Here is a 14,180-nt window from a genome sequence, read left to right as displayed (position 1 = left end):
CCGCAATGGATCCGCAAGATCTCGTTCTACTGGGAAGCAGTGCGCAACCAGTACGCTGCCTTCGAGAGCGATCTCAAGGGGCCGGCCTCGGAAGTCTATCTGCACGAAATGCCGGGCGGCCAGTTTACCAACCTCAAGGAGCAGGCACGCTCGCTCGGTCTCGAAACACGCTGGCACGAGGTGGCGCAGGCTTATCACGACGTCAACCTGATGTTCGGTGACATCGTTAAGGTGACGCCGTCGTCCAAGGTGGTTGGCGACATGGCGCTGATGATGGTGAGCCAGGATCTGACCGTCGCCGATGTCGAGAACCCGGCACGCGATATCGCCTTCCCGGACTCTGTGGTCTCGATGCTGCGCGGCGATCTTGGCCAGTCGCCGGGCGGCTGGCCGCCGGCGCTGCAGAAGAAAGCGCTGAAGGGCGACAAGCCGATCACCGAGCGGCCAGGCTCGCTGTTGAAAGCCGCCGACCTCAAGGCCAGCCGCAAGGATATCGAGGGAAAGCTTGAGCGCAGGCTTAGCGAGTATGAATTCGCCTCCTGGCTGATGTACCCGAAGGTGTTCACCGACTTCGCCGCGGCGCAGGAAACCTACGGGCCGGTCAGCGTCTTGCCGACGCCGACCTACTTCTACGGCATGAAGTCGGAAGACGAGATCTTCGTCGACATCGAGAAGGGCAAGACGCTGGTGGTGCGCTGCCTTGCCATCGGCGACGTCGACGAGAAGGGCATGGTCACCGTGTTCTTCGAGCTCAACGGTCAGCCGCGGCGCGTCAAGGTGCCGGATAGGGCGCATGGCGCGTCGGCGGCCAAGGCGCGCCGCAAGGCGGAGCCGGGCAACGAGGCGCATGTCGGCGCACCGATGCCGGGCGTGGTCTCGGCACTTGCCGTTGCCGCCGGTCAGGCGGTCAAGGCCGGCGACGTGCTGCTTTCGATCGAAGCGATGAAGATGGAGACCGCGCTGCATGCCGAGCGCGACGGCGTGGTCGCCGAAGTGCTGGTCAGGGCCGGCGACCAGATCGATGCCAAGGATCTGCTGATCGCTTTCACCTGACAATGATCGAGGCTGTGAAGGGCGGCTGACGGCAGCCCTTCATGCCGCACCGATAATGTCTTGACCCGCCGCGCCTGCTCGGGCATCGAACCCGCTCCAATTTGCCGGCCGGCCTTCGCGAGTCGCCGGTAGCCAAACGACGCGGAGAGAAAAATGGCCGACGATATTACCGAGACCAGCCAGACTGTTGCCGCCGGCCAGTTGCGTGCCTTCATCGAGCGCATCGAGCGGCTCGAGGAAGAGAAGAAGACGATTTCCGACGACATCAAGGACGTCTTCGCCGAGGCCAAGGGCACCGGCTTCGACACCAAGGCGATGCGCACCATCGTCCGACTGCGCAAGAAGGACCAGGCGGAGCGCCAGGAGGAAGAGTCCATCCTCGACCTCTACAAAGCCGCGCTCGGTATGGTCTGAGACCGGCCCCGGTTCGCTTAGCAATTCTTTCGGACCGACGCAGGCGAGGCGTCTGGAGCCTCGCCTCGTAGCTTGCTCGCTTTAGCCTGGAGGCACTGCCGCGCGCGATAGCTGGCGGAGCGACCTCGGCTATACGGACACGTCCAACACGGCCAAGAACGATGCGGCGTTCTATATCGATGCCTCGGCGTCCTATGATTTCGGCGCCATCGACAAAAAATATGACGGCATCACGGCAGCCTTGCCTGTCCGCAACATCGCCAATGCCCGCGCGACAGTTTGCAACGAGGGCTATTGCTATCTCGGCCAGGGCCGCAACATGACGGCATCGATGACATACCGCTGGTAGTTTGCGGTGCCCTGACGGGGTGTGTCAGTTGCCTTCAGGCAGGGCGGTGTGATGTAAGACGGCCTCGTGGAGGCTGCAGCGAGCATCGGACCATGAGCGAATTCGACTTTGGCGGCCGCCGCGCCTCGGAATTCCGCCAGCGCGACTTCTGGACACTGTTCGCCGAGCGGCATCCTGAGGAAAGGGCCACGCTGGCGCGCCGCGGACCCTGGTTCTGGCAGCGCGGTCTGCCGGATTTCGCACTGGTCCTTTCCATGTATGTCGCGCCGGCGCAGAACCATGTCGGCGTCTTCTTCGGCCGCAACGAGAAGTTCGGCGCCACCGAATCGTGGTCGCGGTTGAAGCCGTTCCAGCCGGCGATTGAAGGCAGGCTGAGACTCAGGCTCGAACAGAGTTGCGAGGGCCTCGGCATCAATTCGATGTGGCGGGTGAATTGCTATGCCGAGGACAATTGGCCGGCGATGGCCGACTGGCTGGTGACGGAATGCTCGCGCTTTGAGCAGGCCGTCGTCGTGGTGCTCGGGGAAACCCGGCCCTAGGCCCGACGGTCGTTCGCTCTCCCCACTTGCCTGCTCTTCAGTTTGGCCCGGACCCGTCGCGGCCGATTTCGTCCAGATGCTGCTGCAGCGCCAGTTTGTCGAGCGAACCCATCGGCAGGTTGGTGAACACCGCGATACGGTTGCTCAGCATGCGATAGGCTTCGGCGAAGGCGAGATGCTGCTCGGCTTCGGTGCCGGATGCCTTGGCGGGGTCCGGCACCGCCCAAAGCGCCGTCATCGGATGGCCGGGCCAGATCGGACAGCTCTCATTCGCCGTGTTATCGCAGACGGTGAAGACGAAATTCATCTCCGGCGCGTCAGGTCCGGAAAACTCCTCCCAGCCTTTCGACCGGGCGAAGGAGGTGTCGTATTTCAGGCTTTCCAGCAGCTGCAGCGCATAGGGGTTGACCGTTCCTTTCGGCTGCGAGCCGGCAGAATAGCCTTTGAAACGACCGGCGCCGACGCGGTTCAGGATGGCCTCCCCCATGATTGACCGGGCCGAGTTCGCATTGCAGAGAAAAAGTACATTGTAGACATGATCGCTCAATTTGAACTCCTCCATGCTGGCGCTGCAAAATGACTGACTGGCAATGCGGAACACAGGTTTCCGGCCCGCTTGAGCATTGATGCCAGATTTCCGTGTCATATTAGCGTCACATGTTGCGGGGGCTTGCTTTGACGGCAGGCTCCGGCATTTTCGAAGCGGCATGATCGCAAGCGGAGCCCAACCGATGGACGAATCGCATCCGGCCCGCACGGGGCCCAGCAAGGTCGGTGGCCTAGCCGGCTTCTTCCGCTCGCGCTGGCAGGGCCGGGTGCCACTCGACCGGCTGTTCTGGCGCGACATGGTGCTTGTCGGCACGGCTATCAACATCGCATCGTCGGTGCTGGCGCTCATCCTGCTCGGGCTGAAGCTGCCGCTTTGGTTGGTTCTGGCCGTGCATTTCACGCTGGTGCCCTACAATCTCTTCCTGACCTTCGCCGTCTGGCGAACCGCGGAAAAGTCAGGCGGTGGCAAGGCGTCGCTGATGATGCTCGGCTCGGCGCTGTGGCTGATTGCGACGGTCGTGGCTTGAAACGAAAAAGGGCGGCCGGAGCCGCCCTTTGCAGACCAGAAGTTGGGACGGTCGCTCAGGCGGCCGGCTCGAATTTCAGCGCCACGCCATTGATGCAATAGCGCAGGCCGGTCGGCGGCGGGCCGTCCTCGAAGACATGGCCGAGATGGCTGCCGCAGCGCGAGCAGTGGCATTCGGTCCGCACCATGCCATAGCTGCGGTCGACCGTGGTCTCGACCGAGCCCGGCACCGGATCGTTGAAGCTCGGCCAGCCGGTGCCGCTCTCGAACTTCAGCTTCGATTCGAACAGCGGCTGGTCGCAGCCGACGCAGGAAAAGGTGCCGGCGCGCTTCTCGTAAAGCAGGGCGCAACTGCCGGGACGCTCGGTGCCATGGTTGCGCATGACGGCATACTGCTCGGGCGTCAGCCTGGCGCGCCATTCGGCATCGGTGCGGGTGACGGGATAGGCGTGGGTGTCCATGAAGATCTCCTCGGCCTTGGCGGCTCGTTGTTGGTTGGCATGTCGTATTCGCACGAAGATAGGTGTTTGTTACAGCTCTGCCTACCACCGGCCTGCGCTGGAGCTAGTGCCTGCGCGAAAGCTGTTTCGTCGCCGCTTCGAGCCCGGCAAGCGTCAGCGGAAACATGCGGCCGCCGAAGATGTCGCGGATCATCCCGATAGAATGGGTGTAGCCCCAGTTCTTCTGGCTTTCAGGGTTGAGCCATATCGCATTCGGCCATTGCTGCAGCAGGCGGCCGAGCCAGACGCCGCCGGCCTCCGGGTTCCAGTGCTCGACCGAGCCGCCGGGATGGGCGATCTCGTAGGGGCTCATCGAGGCATCGCCGACGACGATCACCTTGTAGTCAGGACCGTATTTGTGGATGAGGTCGAAGGTCGGGATCGTCTCGGCCAAGCGGCGGCGATTGTCCTTCCAGACGCGCTCGTAGAGGCAGTTGTGGAAGTAGAAATATTCGAGCTGGCGGAATTCTGCGCGGGCGGCGGAGAACAGCTCCTCGAGGCTCCTGATATGATCGTCCATCGAACCGCCGACATCGAAGAACATCAGAAGTTTTACCGCGTTGCGTCGTTCCGGCCGCGTCTTGACGTCGAGATAGCCATGCTCGGCGGTGGCGTGGATGGTGCCGGGCAGGTCGAACTCCTCCTCGGCGCCCTCGCGCACCCAGCGGCGCAGCCGCTTCAGCGCCACCTTGATGTTGCGGGTGCCGAGCTCAACGCCGTCGTCGAAATTCCTGAATTCGCGCTTATCCCAGACCTTCACCGCGCGGCGGTGGCGGCTCTCGTGCTGGCCGATGCGCACGCCTTCCGGATTGTAGCCATAGGCGCCGAAGGGCGAGGTGCCGCCAGTGCCGATCCACTTCGAGCCGCCCTGGTGGCGGCCCTTCTGCTCCTCCAGCCGCTGCTTCAGCGTCTCCATCAGCTTCTCGAAGCCGCCCAGAGCCTCGACCTGCTTTTTCTCCTCCTCGGTCAGGTGCTTCTCGGCGAGCCGGCGCAGCCATTCCTCGGGGATGTTGGCGACCTCGACGGCGTCCGGCCCGCCAAGCGCCTCGACGCCCTTGAAGATATGCGCGAACACTTGGTCGAAGCGGTCGATATGGCGCTCGTCCTTCACCAGGGCCGCGCGGGCGAGGTAATAAAAACCCTCGACATCATAGTCGACCAGCCCGGCTTCCAGCCCCTCCAGCAGCGACAGATATTCCCTGAGCGAAACGGGAACCCGCGCGACTTTCAATTCGAGGAAGAAGGGGAGGAACATGCGGCCATCTATAGCAGATCGTATTCGATGAAGCCCGTCCGCCGTGCCACATGGTCGTAGAGCCGGCGCGCGGTGGCGTTGGTCTCGTGCGTCATCCAGTAGACGTTCTTCACCCCGATCTTGCCGGCCTCGTCCTGCACCGCCTTGATCAACGCGGCGCCCACGCCCTTGCCGCGCACGCCCGGGTCAGCGAACAGGTCCTGCAGGTAGCAGTTGTTGACCAGCGACCAGCAGGAGCGGTGGTAGATATAATGGGTGAGACCCACCGCCTTGTCGTCCAGCGTGGCGATAAAACCTTTCGGCTCGAACTCGCCTTCCGTGAACAGCCGCTTCCAGGTCAGGGCGTAGACCTCGTCCGGCAGCGTGGTCTCGTAGAAGGTGAGGTAGGCGGTCCACAGGCGCCGCCAGTCGGCATGATCTGACTGCGCGAGCGGGCGGATGGTGATCTCGGACATCGAATGCTCTCCGTTTTCTTGCGCTGTAGCTTGGGCAATGTCCGCTAGCGCGGCAAGGGTCCACGGCGAGCAACCGCCTAATCCTGCTCTTAACCACTAGGCTCCAGGCAGAAGCTGGCTGGCAAAGACCTCAAAGCGGCTGACCTCTTCGAGAGATTCAACGGAGTATGGTTGAGACGTATCGATCTTCGCGATCAACCGACCGTATTGGTCTTGGCTTTGGGACAGGGCCAAGCAACGGATGTCGCCGGATCTCGGATAGATGCAATTCGCATCCAGCCATTCTGACGAAACAAGGCTCTGCTTTTCATGGAAGCGCCATAGCCGGCCAAACCGATCGCTGAACTCAAACTCAACGATTCCCGGCTGCGGCTCGTCATCGACCCAGCGTGTTATGGAGACAACCAACACTACATGTTCAGGCACGGCTTTACCCCTGCCGTCGCGCCATGAAGGCCAGGCGCTCGAACAGATGCACGTCCTGTTCGTTCTTCAACAGCGCGCCGTGCAGCTTCGGCAGCATGTTCTTGGGGTCGGCGCGCAGGTCTTCCGGCGCGATGTCGTCGGCGACCAGCAGGCGGATCCAGTCGAGCGCCTCGGAGGTCGACGGCTTCTTCTTCAGGCCCGGCACGTCGCGGATCTCGTAGAACTGGGTGAGCGCCGCCCGCACCAGGTTCTGCTTGATGCCCGGATAGTGGACGTCGACGATGCGGTGCAGCGTCTCGATGTCGGGGAAGCGGATGTAGTGGAAGAAGCAGCGGCGCAGGAAGGCGTCCGGCAGTTCCTTCTCGTTGTTGGAGGTGATGATGACGATCGGCCTCAGCGCCGCGCGAACTGTCTCGCCGGTCTCGTAGACGAAGAATTCCATCCGGTCGAGTTCCTGCAGCAGGTCGTTGGGGAACTCGATGTCGGCCTTGTCGATCTCGTCGATCAGCAGCACCACCTTCTTCGCCGCGGCAAAGGCATCCCAGAGCTTGCCGCGCTTGATGTAGTTCCTGATGTCGCTGAAGCGGTCGTCGCCGAGCTGGCTGTCGCGCAGCCGTGAGACGGCATCATATTCGTAGAGGCCCTGCTGCGCCTTGGTGGTCGACTTGACGTTCCATTCGATGAAATCCAGCCCGAGCGCCGCCGCCACCTGGCGGGCCAACTCCGTCTTGCCGGTGCCCGGTTCGCCCTTGACCAGCAAGGGCCGCTCCAGCGCGATCGCCGCGTTGACCGCAACCATCAGATCCTTGTCGGCGACATAGGCCGCGGTGCCTTCGAAACGCATTTTTGCTCCCTGGTTCGTCCGGGCCGACCGTAAGGACGCGACCTCGACAGCGCAAGGCGCGGCAGCGTCGCAACGCCAGGCCCGGGTTTGCTGGCCAGCGTTGTGCGATAGATCCCGTTTCTCTGGCGCTCGGCCAGCCATCGGCCTATATTGGCTTTGGCGGTCTGCGCTTCCCGGCAGGAGAAACTTATCCCCGGGGCCTTATCGATCCTTAGGGAGCTGTCCCTGGGAAGACCCGTGGGTTTTCTCACACGGCGCCCACCTACTTTGTAGGCACCCGGGATCGACCTCTCCACCGGTTGCGTGGATCGTCACTCACCGAATTTTGGGATAAGCGGTAGAAAACGTCGCTCCTGCAACGCCGCCTCGCTGCGGCCTTTTCTAGCGTCCGCACATGACCTCTTCCAAAGACCTGAAAAAACATCTGCGCAAGGAAGCACTGGCCCGCCGCGACGCGCTCGACGAATTCTGGCGGGTGGAGATCGCGCTCGAAATGGCCGAGACGGCGCGCGACCAGATCGCCGTCGAGCATGGACAGATCGTCTCCGGCTTCTGGCCGATGCGCTCGGAAGTCGACGTGCGGCCGCTGATGTTTGCGCTGCGCGAAAAGGGCGCAAGGCTCTGTCTGCCGGCCATCCTCGACAAGAGCACAATCGTCTTTCGCGAGTTGGTGCGTGGCGCGCCGATGGTCGAAATGGGCTTCGGCACGGTCGGTCCGCATGAGGAGGCGGCGGTGCTCGATCCGTCCGTCATGCTGGTGCCGCTCGCCGCCTTCGACGCGCGCGGCCATCGCATCGGCTATGGCGCCGGCTACTACGACCGTGCGATCGGCAAGCTGGCCGACAAGGGGTTGTCCCCCAGGCTGATCGGCATCGCCTTCGACTGCCAGGAGGTGGCACAGGTCCCCGATGAGAACCACGATGTGATCATCCCGGAAATACTCACCGAGAGCGGGTTGCGCCGGTTCACGCCGGAATTGTAGAAAAGCGTCTGAGAACGCATGATCTTTTGCGGAAAGTCATGCAGCTTTTGCTTGGCGGACTTTCAGCGCGGGATCGTATGAGACTTTTCTTCCTCGGCGACATGGTCGGAAAAACTGGGCGCACGGCGGTGTGGGAACAACTGCCGGGCCTGATCTCGGACTTCAAGCTCGACTTCGTCATCGTCAATGGCGAGAACGCCGCCGGCGGCTTCGGCATCACCGAGGAGATTTTTCGCGAGACGCTCGCCGCCGGCGCCGATGTCGTGACCACCGGCAACCATGTCTGGGACCAGCGCGACGCGCTGGTCTTCGCGCCGCGCGAGGAGCGCTTCCTGCGTCCGTCCAATTTCCCAAAGGGCACGCCGGGGCGCGGCTCCGGCGTCTACATCGCCAGGAACGGCGCGCGCGTGCTGGTCGCCAACATCATGGGGCGCGTCTTCATGCATCCCGAGCTCGACGATCCGTTCCAGGCCGGCGAGCGCGAGCTTGCCGCCTGTCCGCTCGGCGAGCAGGCCGATGCGGTGGTCATCGATTTCCACGCCGAGGCAACGTCGGAAAAGATGTGCTTTGCGCATTTCGTCGATGGCCGCGTCAGCCTCGTCGTCGGCACCCACACGCATCAGCCGACCGCCGACCACCAGATCCTCAATGGCGGCACAGGCTATATGTCGGACGCCGGCATGTGCGGAGATTATGATTCCTCGCTCGGCATGGACAAGGAGGAGCCGCTCAACCGCTTCCTGTCGAAAGTGCCGAAAGGCCGCTTCGAGGCGGCAAACGGTCCGGCGACCTTGTGCGGCGTCGGCGTCGAGATTTCCGACCGGACAGGGCTGGCGGAGAAGATCGCGCCGTTTCGTCGCGGGCCCAGGCTGGAAGAAACCGCGCCGTCCTTCTGGTCGTGACATTGATATGAGCGGCGTCAGTACCTAACTGGCGGCGACACCTGCTTCAGATCGTAGAGGGGACGACCTCCATGCAGCTCATCGAATTCCTGGCGCCGCACTTTGCCTTTGTCTCCGACCCGACCGCCTGGGTCGCGCTGCTGACGCTGGTGGTGCTGGAGGTCGTCCTCGGTATCGACAATCTGATCTTCATCTCGATCCTGACCAACAAATTGCCCGCAGGGCAAAGGGCCCGCGCGCGCCGGCTCGGCATCTCGGCGGCGCTGATCATGCGGCTAGTGCTGCTCGCCACCATCTCGATCATCGTCCAGCTGACGACGCCGGTGTTCACCGCCCTTGGCCACGGCTTCTCCTGGCGCGACCTGATCCTGATAGCCGGCGGCCTGTTCCTGGTATGGAAGGCGACCAAGGAAATCCACCACACGGTCGATCCCGAGGACCACAAGGACACGATGCTCGGCGAGACGCTGCAGATATCGCTCGCCGGCGCCATCTTCCAGATCCTTTTGCTCGACCTCGTGTTCTCGATCGATTCGATCATCACCGCCGTCGGCATGACCGACGAGATCGCCATCATGTACATCGCCGTCATCGTGGCGGTGAGCGTGATGATGCTGGCGGCCGGTCCGCTTGCCGATTTCATCGCCAAGAATCCCAGCATCGTCATGCTGGCGCTCGGCTTCCTGCTGATGATCGGCATGACGCTGATCGCCGACGGCATGGGCTACCATGTGCCCAAGGGCTACATCTACGCGGCGATGGGCTTTTCGGCGCTGGTCGAGGGGCTCAACATGCTGGCGCGGCGGCGCAAGAAGGCAAGGTCCGGCGAAGGGCATTGAGCATGGCAGCCCGCCCGGCGGCGGGCGGTCCCCTTCCCGGCTGCCTCGGGCTTATTTGCTGTCCGAAGTCGGTAGCTCACCACGCATTTCGCTGGGGTAGAACCCTTCACGCAGGTTGATGCCGTACTCGACATAGGCCTTCATGCAGGCGAGCATCTGTGACCAGCCCTCGCAATTGCCATAGGATGATTTGCGGCCGGCCTCATCCTCACGCCATCCGCTTTCGGCGATGGTGACGAAGGTGCCGCCGTCCTCCAGCGGCTCGAAGTTCATCTCGATCGTGGTCTTGTAAGCCGGCACTACGCCGGGGCCGCTGCCATCCCAACGCAGCAAAATGCGCTTGTTGGGAACCACCTCATCGACCTCCACCGGCACGGTCTTCCACCAGGTCACGGTGGTGCCGGCGACCAGTGGGGCGCTGGCGCCGCCAAGGGTGGTGAAATAGCCGCTCAGCTTGCCCGGATTGGCGACTGCGTCGAAGACCTCGGCGACCGGCTTGCCGATGCGACCGGAAACCCTGAATCCAAGAGACATATCCACAGCTCCTTCCTTGCTCGTCTCGACGATATGTTATATAATTATAACATGTCAAGCCGATCGCGAGACGACAATGTTTTCAAGGCGCTGGCGCATCCGCGCCGGCGGGAATTGCTGGATCGGCTGAAGGATGCGCCGCTCACCACAGGCATGCTGTGCGAGGCCTTCCCCGACATGGACCGGTGCACCGTCATGCTGCACCTCAAGGTGCTGGAGGAGGCCGAGCTCGTCGTGGCGAAGCGCGAGGGGCGCGAGCGTTGGAACCATCTCAACGCGCTGCCGATCAAGCAGATCCATGACCGCTGGATCAGCCAGTATGCCGGCCATGCGCTAAGCATCATCGGCCGGCTGAAGTCCGATCTGGAGCACTGAAGGCCGGATCGATCGGATCCGCGCGCGCCCCTTTACCACGCGCGGCTGGACGAATTGAGCCGATTTATCTATAAGCCGGCCATTCCGAGAGAGCGCCGTATGCCTTGCAGGCGTATCAGGGACGTTCTGAAATTTTGAATTCGAGCATTTTGCGAAGAGCAAGGTCACTGCACCTGGCTTCAGGATGCTCTAGCCGAAAACGACAGGGGTGCCATGGCTGGCCATTCACAGTTCAAGAACATCATGCACCGCAAGGGCCGCCAGGACGCGGTGCGGTCGAAAATGTTTTCCAAGCTGGCGCGCGAAATCACCGTCGCCGCCAAGACCGGCACGCCGGACCCGGCGATGAACCCACGGCTGCGCCTTGCCGTGCAGAACGCCAAGGCCGTCTCGATGCCGAAGGACAACATCCAGCGCGCCATCAACAAGGCTTCGGCCGGCGACGGCGAAAACTACGAGGCCGTGCGCTATGAGGGCTACGGCCCGGGCGGCGTGGCGCTGATCGTCGAGGCGCTGACCGACAACCGCAACCGTTCGGCTTCGAACGTGCGCGCCGCCTTCACCAAGGCCGGCGGGGCGCTGGGCGAAACCGGCTCGGTGTCGTTCATGTGGAACCGCGTCGGCGAGATCTATTATCCGGCATCGGCCGGCAACGCCGACAAGGTCATGGAAGCGGCGATCGAAGCCGGCGCGGACGACGTCGAATCGGACGAGGAAGGCCACACCATCTACTGCGCCTTCGAGAATCTCGGCGACGTGTCGAAGGCGCTGGAAGCCTCGCTCGGCGAGGCGGAATCGGTGAAGCCGATCTGGCAGCCGCAGAACAACGTTCCGGTCGACGAGGAACGCGCGCAGTCGCTGATGAAGCTGGTCGCCACGCTCGAGGACGACGACGACGTGCAGAGCGTCTACGCCAATTTCGAGGTCGACGACGAGACCATGGCCAAGCTCAGCGCGGCCTAAGTCCGAAATATGAGCGAAGCTCAACCTGATATGAGCGACAAGCCGCTGCCTACCGTCCGCATCACCTATTGCACGCAGTGCCAGTGGCTGCTCAGAGCCGGCTGGATGGCGCAGGAGCTGCTCTCGACCTTCGGCACCGATCTCGGCGAGGTGACGCTGGTGCCGGGCACCGGCGGCATCTTCAGCATTTCCTGCAATGACACGCTTGTCTGGGAGCGCAAGCGCGACGGCGGCTTTCCGGACGCCGCGAAGCTCAAGCAACTGGTCCGCGACGTCATCGACCCGGAGCGCGATCTCGGCCATGCGGATCGCAAAGGTGATAAAAAAGACCCGGCCTGAGCCGGGTCTTTTGTTTGTGCCTTGCGCTTCTCAAAGCATCGACAGGATGAAACAGGCCATCGACACGATGGCCGTGATGGTGCGGACGTGGTTCCACATCACCCATTGGCTCAGATGGTTCGCCCACACGGCGGCGCCGTTGGCGCTCGCCGGGTCGACGGCGGCGAGCGCGTCGTTGAGCGGCACGTTGAAGACCATGGTCACGATCGGGTTGCCGACGAAATAGATCACGGCGCCGGCAAGCAGCCAATACGTGCCCGACTGGGTCCAGCCCAACAGCGCGGCGGCAATCAGCCCCAGGCAGATGAGGCCGGTGCCGAACAGGGCCGTCATGAACGTCGGGGTGATCACCGTGACGTTGATCGAATTCATCGCCGCGATGCCGCTTGGGACGGGCAGCCGGGCAAGCGCCGCCATGACGAAATTGGAAAAGGCGAAGAAAACGCCACCGACGACGCCGGAGCCGATCGCGGCAATGAAGGTGAGGGTGGGAAGAAGTTTCATCATCTCAATTGCTCCAGATGCCGCTGGCGGCGGTTTCGGTTGCATAAGCGGAAAAGTCCTTCGGCTGGCGGCCGAGCGCGCGCTGCACGCCGTCGGCCAGCGTCTCGTTGCGGCCGTCGAGCACCTTCGTGAAGAGCTCGTCGAGCAGCCAGCCGAATTCCGGCGGCAAATTGTGCGCCGCCACAGCCTCGGTGAATTCGGCATGTGAGATCTGCTGGTAACGGATGTCGCGGCCGGCGGCCTTGCCGATCTCGGCGACGGCGTCGGCGAAGCTCAACAGGCGCGGGCCGGTGAGCTCGTAAAGCTGGCCGATATGACCTGGCTCCGTCAGGACGGTTGCGGCGACGTCGGCGATGTCGTCGACTTCGACGAAAGGTTCACCGACATTGCCGACCGGCAAGGCGACCTCGCCCTCGAGGATAGACTCGATCAGGAAGCCCTCGCTGAAATTCTGCGAGAACCAGGCGCAGCGCAGGATGGTCCAGTCGGCGCCGGAGGCCTTCAACATCTCCTCGGCGCGCTGGGCTTCAGGCTCGCCGCGACCGGAGAGCAGCACCAGGCGCTTGACGCCGCGTTCGACGGCAAGCCGGGCAAACGCCTCGACGGTTTCGGCGGCGCCCGGCACGGCGATGTCTGGATAGTAGCTGATGTAGACGGCGCCGACGCCGTCGAGCGCACGGCCCCATGTTTCCTTGTCCAGCCAGTCGAAGGGTGGCGTGCCAGCGCGGGAGCCGATGCGCACAGGAATTTTCCTGGCGATCAGCCGTTCGGCCAGGCGCCGGCCGGTCTTGCCGGTGCCGCCCAGGATCAAAATAGGTTTCGCAGTCATCTCGATCTCCTCGGTTTACAAATATGAGTAATCCTCACATTTGCAAAACGTGATAAACCCTCGTATTTTGTGAGTCAAGCGAGTTGTCGCAGAATCTTTCCGGAGGACTCCATGGAAGGCAGAGGTGCCGCGCCGCATCAGCAGGATGGATCGGTGGCCTCGCCGCGCCGGTCCCCGAGCCAGCAGCGCAGCCGCGAGCGGGTCGAGCGCATGCTTGCCGCCGCCTCGGCGCTGATCGCGGAGCAGGGCAGCGACGCCATGCGCATGGGCGAGGTGGCGGAAAGGGCGGGCGTTTCGATCGGCTCGCTCTACCAGTTCTTCCCCGACAAGCGGGCGATCGTCTGGGCGCTGGCCGAGCGCTACACCGCCGAAAGCCAGGCCTGCATTGCCGCAGCGCTCAAGGATGTCGGCGACGCCGAGGGCTTGCGGCGAGCATTTTCGGAACTGGTGGACGTCTATTACCGTCTGTTCCTGGCTGAACCGGTGATGCGCGACATCTGGTCGGGCACGCAGGCCGACAAGGCACTGCACGCGCTGGAACTCGCCGACAGCCGCGCCAACGCGGAATTCCTGACAGCGGTGCTCAAGCGGCTGCGTCCGAATGCCGATCCGGTGGCGCTTGAGACGACAGCGCTGCTGATCTGGCAGATGGGTGAGGCCGCTATGCGGCTGGCGATCTCCGTTGACCGCAAGGAAGGCGACCGGCTGGTCGCGGCCTACAAGCGCATGGCGTTGCGAGAGCTGGTGGATGGGTAGAGACGAGCCGCCCTTGGCGTTTTTCCTGCCGCGTTGTCGATTGGCGGAATCGGCAATGAGAGCGTCCCCTGTCCCCAGGGAGAGGATGCCGGCAGGCAGCACGGGCCTATGATATTTGACGGCAGCTTTGTCGCGAAAAGTGCGCGGTCACCGAATTCCCGAATTGAATTTCTCAGCCAATTGTCGAGGTCGGCCCCGCCCCTCATCCGCCCGCCGGTGTCCAGCCGATAGATGGGTAACAGTTTGA

20 protein-coding genes, 1 other RNA gene and 1 pseudogene are annotated in these 14,180 nt (G+C 63.0%); 13 read left to right on the top strand and 9 right to left on the bottom strand.

Features of this window, described 5'->3' with window-relative positions; all coding sequences use genetic code 11:
- From EOA33_RS08490 to EOA33_RS08475, 4 genes and pseudogenes are all read left to right on the top strand, one after another.
- Nucleotides 1-1,053 (top strand): biotin/lipoyl-containing protein (locus EOA33_RS08490; protein ID WP_127405416.1); only part of this gene is annotated, 1,053 nt, incomplete at its 5' end.
- A 153-nt stretch (nucleotides 1,054-1,206) separates the two neighbouring features.
- Nucleotides 1,207-1,467, top strand: a complete 261-nt coding sequence (locus EOA33_RS08485; protein WP_126057828.1) for a DUF2312 domain-containing protein — start codon at nucleotides 1,207-1,209, stop codon at nucleotides 1,465-1,467.
- 133 nt (nucleotides 1,468-1,600) lie between these two features.
- Nucleotides 1,601-1,816: pseudogene (locus EOA33_RS08480) on the top strand (hypothetical protein); the annotation flags it as partial.
- 92 nt (nucleotides 1,817-1,908) lie between these two features.
- Nucleotides 1,909-2,355, top strand: a complete 447-nt coding sequence (locus EOA33_RS08475; RefSeq protein ID WP_127405415.1) for a hypothetical protein — start codon at nucleotides 1,909-1,911, stop codon at nucleotides 2,353-2,355.
- Between the two features lie 37 nt (nucleotides 2,356-2,392).
- On the opposite strand, the gene EOA33_RS08470 is transcribed toward EOA33_RS08475, so the two are convergent.
- Nucleotides 2,393-2,902 carry an arsenate reductase ArsC gene (locus EOA33_RS08470; protein WP_189347377.1) on the bottom strand — a complete coding sequence of 170 codons (510 nt, stop codon included), beginning with the start codon at nucleotides 2,900-2,902 and terminating at the stop codon, nucleotides 2,393-2,395.
- 184 nt (nucleotides 2,903-3,086) lie between these two features.
- Between EOA33_RS08470 and EOA33_RS08465 the strand changes: the two genes are divergently transcribed.
- Complete coding sequence (locus EOA33_RS08465; RefSeq protein ID WP_127405414.1) at nucleotides 3,087-3,431, top strand: hypothetical protein; 345 nt, start codon at nucleotides 3,087-3,089, stop codon at nucleotides 3,429-3,431.
- Nucleotides 3,432-3,486: 55 nt separating this feature from the next.
- Here EOA33_RS08465 and msrB read toward each other — a convergent pair whose 3' ends face one another.
- The 5 genes from msrB to EOA33_RS08440 form a co-directional block, all read right to left on the bottom strand.
- Nucleotides 3,487-3,891 carry a peptide-methionine (R)-S-oxide reductase MsrB gene (msrB, locus tag EOA33_RS08460; protein ID WP_126057832.1) on the bottom strand — a complete coding sequence of 135 codons (405 nt, stop codon included), beginning with the start codon at nucleotides 3,889-3,891 and terminating at the stop codon, nucleotides 3,487-3,489.
- A gap of 103 nt (nucleotides 3,892-3,994) precedes the next feature.
- A complete protein-coding gene (locus tag EOA33_RS08455; protein ID WP_127405413.1) occupies nucleotides 3,995-5,185 on the bottom strand; it encodes a VWA domain-containing protein in 1,191 nt (396 codons plus the stop codon).
- A gap of 8 nt (nucleotides 5,186-5,193) precedes the next feature.
- Nucleotides 5,194-5,640, bottom strand: coding sequence for a GNAT family N-acetyltransferase (locus tag EOA33_RS08450; RefSeq protein WP_126057834.1), 447 nt, complete (start codon nucleotides 5,638-5,640; stop codon nucleotides 5,194-5,196).
- A gap of 96 nt (nucleotides 5,641-5,736) precedes the next feature.
- Nucleotides 5,737-6,066 carry a hypothetical protein gene (locus EOA33_RS08445; RefSeq protein ID WP_126057835.1) on the bottom strand — a complete coding sequence of 110 codons (330 nt, stop codon included), beginning with the start codon at nucleotides 6,064-6,066 and terminating at the stop codon, nucleotides 5,737-5,739.
- A gap of 4 nt (nucleotides 6,067-6,070) precedes the next feature.
- A complete protein-coding gene (locus EOA33_RS08440) occupies nucleotides 6,071-6,910 on the bottom strand; it encodes a MoxR family ATPase (RefSeq protein WP_126057836.1) in 840 nt (279 codons plus the stop codon).
- Nucleotides 6,911-7,068: 158 nt separating this feature from the next.
- On the opposite strand from EOA33_RS08440, the gene ssrS reads away from it, so the two are divergent.
- The 4 genes from ssrS to EOA33_RS08420 all read left to right on the top strand — a co-directional run bounded on the left by ssrS (nucleotide 7,069) and on the right by EOA33_RS08420 (nucleotide 9,633).
- A non-coding RNA gene (gene ssrS / locus EOA33_RS08435) (6S RNA) lies at nucleotides 7,069-7,224 on the top strand.
- Nucleotides 7,225-7,304: 80 nt separating this feature from the next.
- Nucleotides 7,305-7,892, top strand: coding sequence for a 5-formyltetrahydrofolate cyclo-ligase (locus EOA33_RS08430; protein ID WP_126057837.1), 588 nt, complete (start codon nucleotides 7,305-7,307; stop codon nucleotides 7,890-7,892).
- Between the two features lie 77 nt (nucleotides 7,893-7,969).
- Nucleotides 7,970-8,794, top strand: a complete 825-nt coding sequence (locus tag EOA33_RS08425) for a YmdB family metallophosphoesterase (protein ID WP_126057838.1) — start codon at nucleotides 7,970-7,972, stop codon at nucleotides 8,792-8,794.
- A 71-nt stretch (nucleotides 8,795-8,865) separates the two neighbouring features.
- A complete protein-coding gene (locus EOA33_RS08420) occupies nucleotides 8,866-9,633 on the top strand; it encodes a TerC family protein (protein WP_126057839.1) in 768 nt (255 codons plus the stop codon).
- A gap of 51 nt (nucleotides 9,634-9,684) precedes the next feature.
- On the opposite strand, the gene EOA33_RS08415 is transcribed toward EOA33_RS08420, so the two are convergent.
- Complete coding sequence (locus EOA33_RS08415; RefSeq protein ID WP_126057840.1) at nucleotides 9,685-10,167, bottom strand: SRPBCC domain-containing protein; 483 nt, start codon at nucleotides 10,165-10,167, stop codon at nucleotides 9,685-9,687.
- Between the two features lie 51 nt (nucleotides 10,168-10,218).
- Here EOA33_RS08415 and EOA33_RS08410 point away from each other — a divergent pair, with 51 nt between their 5' ends.
- From EOA33_RS08410 to EOA33_RS08400, 3 genes are all read left to right on the top strand, one after another.
- Nucleotides 10,219-10,542, top strand: coding sequence for a helix-turn-helix domain-containing protein (locus tag EOA33_RS08410; protein WP_126057841.1), 324 nt, complete (start codon nucleotides 10,219-10,221; stop codon nucleotides 10,540-10,542).
- 213 nt (nucleotides 10,543-10,755) lie between these two features.
- Nucleotides 10,756-11,505, top strand: coding sequence for a YebC/PmpR family DNA-binding transcriptional regulator (locus EOA33_RS08405; RefSeq protein ID WP_126057842.1), 750 nt, complete (start codon nucleotides 10,756-10,758; stop codon nucleotides 11,503-11,505).
- 30 nt (nucleotides 11,506-11,535) lie between these two features.
- Complete coding sequence (locus EOA33_RS08400; protein WP_245455343.1) at nucleotides 11,536-11,844, top strand: SelT/SelW/SelH family protein; 309 nt, start codon at nucleotides 11,536-11,538, stop codon at nucleotides 11,842-11,844.
- A gap of 30 nt (nucleotides 11,845-11,874) precedes the next feature.
- Here EOA33_RS08400 and EOA33_RS08395 read toward each other — a convergent pair whose 3' ends face one another.
- On the bottom strand, nucleotides 11,875-12,351 hold the full coding sequence (locus tag EOA33_RS08395; protein WP_126057844.1) for a DUF1772 domain-containing protein: 477 nt from the start codon (nucleotides 12,349-12,351) through the stop codon (nucleotides 11,875-11,877).
- Between the two features lies 1 nt (nucleotide 12,352).
- Nucleotides 12,353-13,177, bottom strand: coding sequence for an NAD(P)H-binding protein (locus tag EOA33_RS08390; protein WP_126057845.1), 825 nt, complete (start codon nucleotides 13,175-13,177; stop codon nucleotides 12,353-12,355).
- A gap of 111 nt (nucleotides 13,178-13,288) precedes the next feature.
- Here EOA33_RS08390 and EOA33_RS08385 point away from each other — a divergent pair, with 111 nt between their 5' ends.
- Entirely contained in the window at nucleotides 13,289-13,933 is a 645-nt protein-coding gene (locus tag EOA33_RS08385; RefSeq protein ID WP_126057846.1) for a TetR/AcrR family transcriptional regulator, read from the top strand.
- Nucleotides 13,934-14,180 lie beyond the last annotated feature (247 nt).

This window comes from Mesorhizobium sp. M4A.F.Ca.ET.050.02.1.1 (assembly GCF_003997725.1).
Classification (GTDB): Bacteria; Pseudomonadota; Alphaproteobacteria; order Rhizobiales; family Rhizobiaceae; genus Mesorhizobium.
Note: the sequence above shows the minus strand (reverse complement) of the source record. Positions and strands in the feature narration are given on the sequence as shown.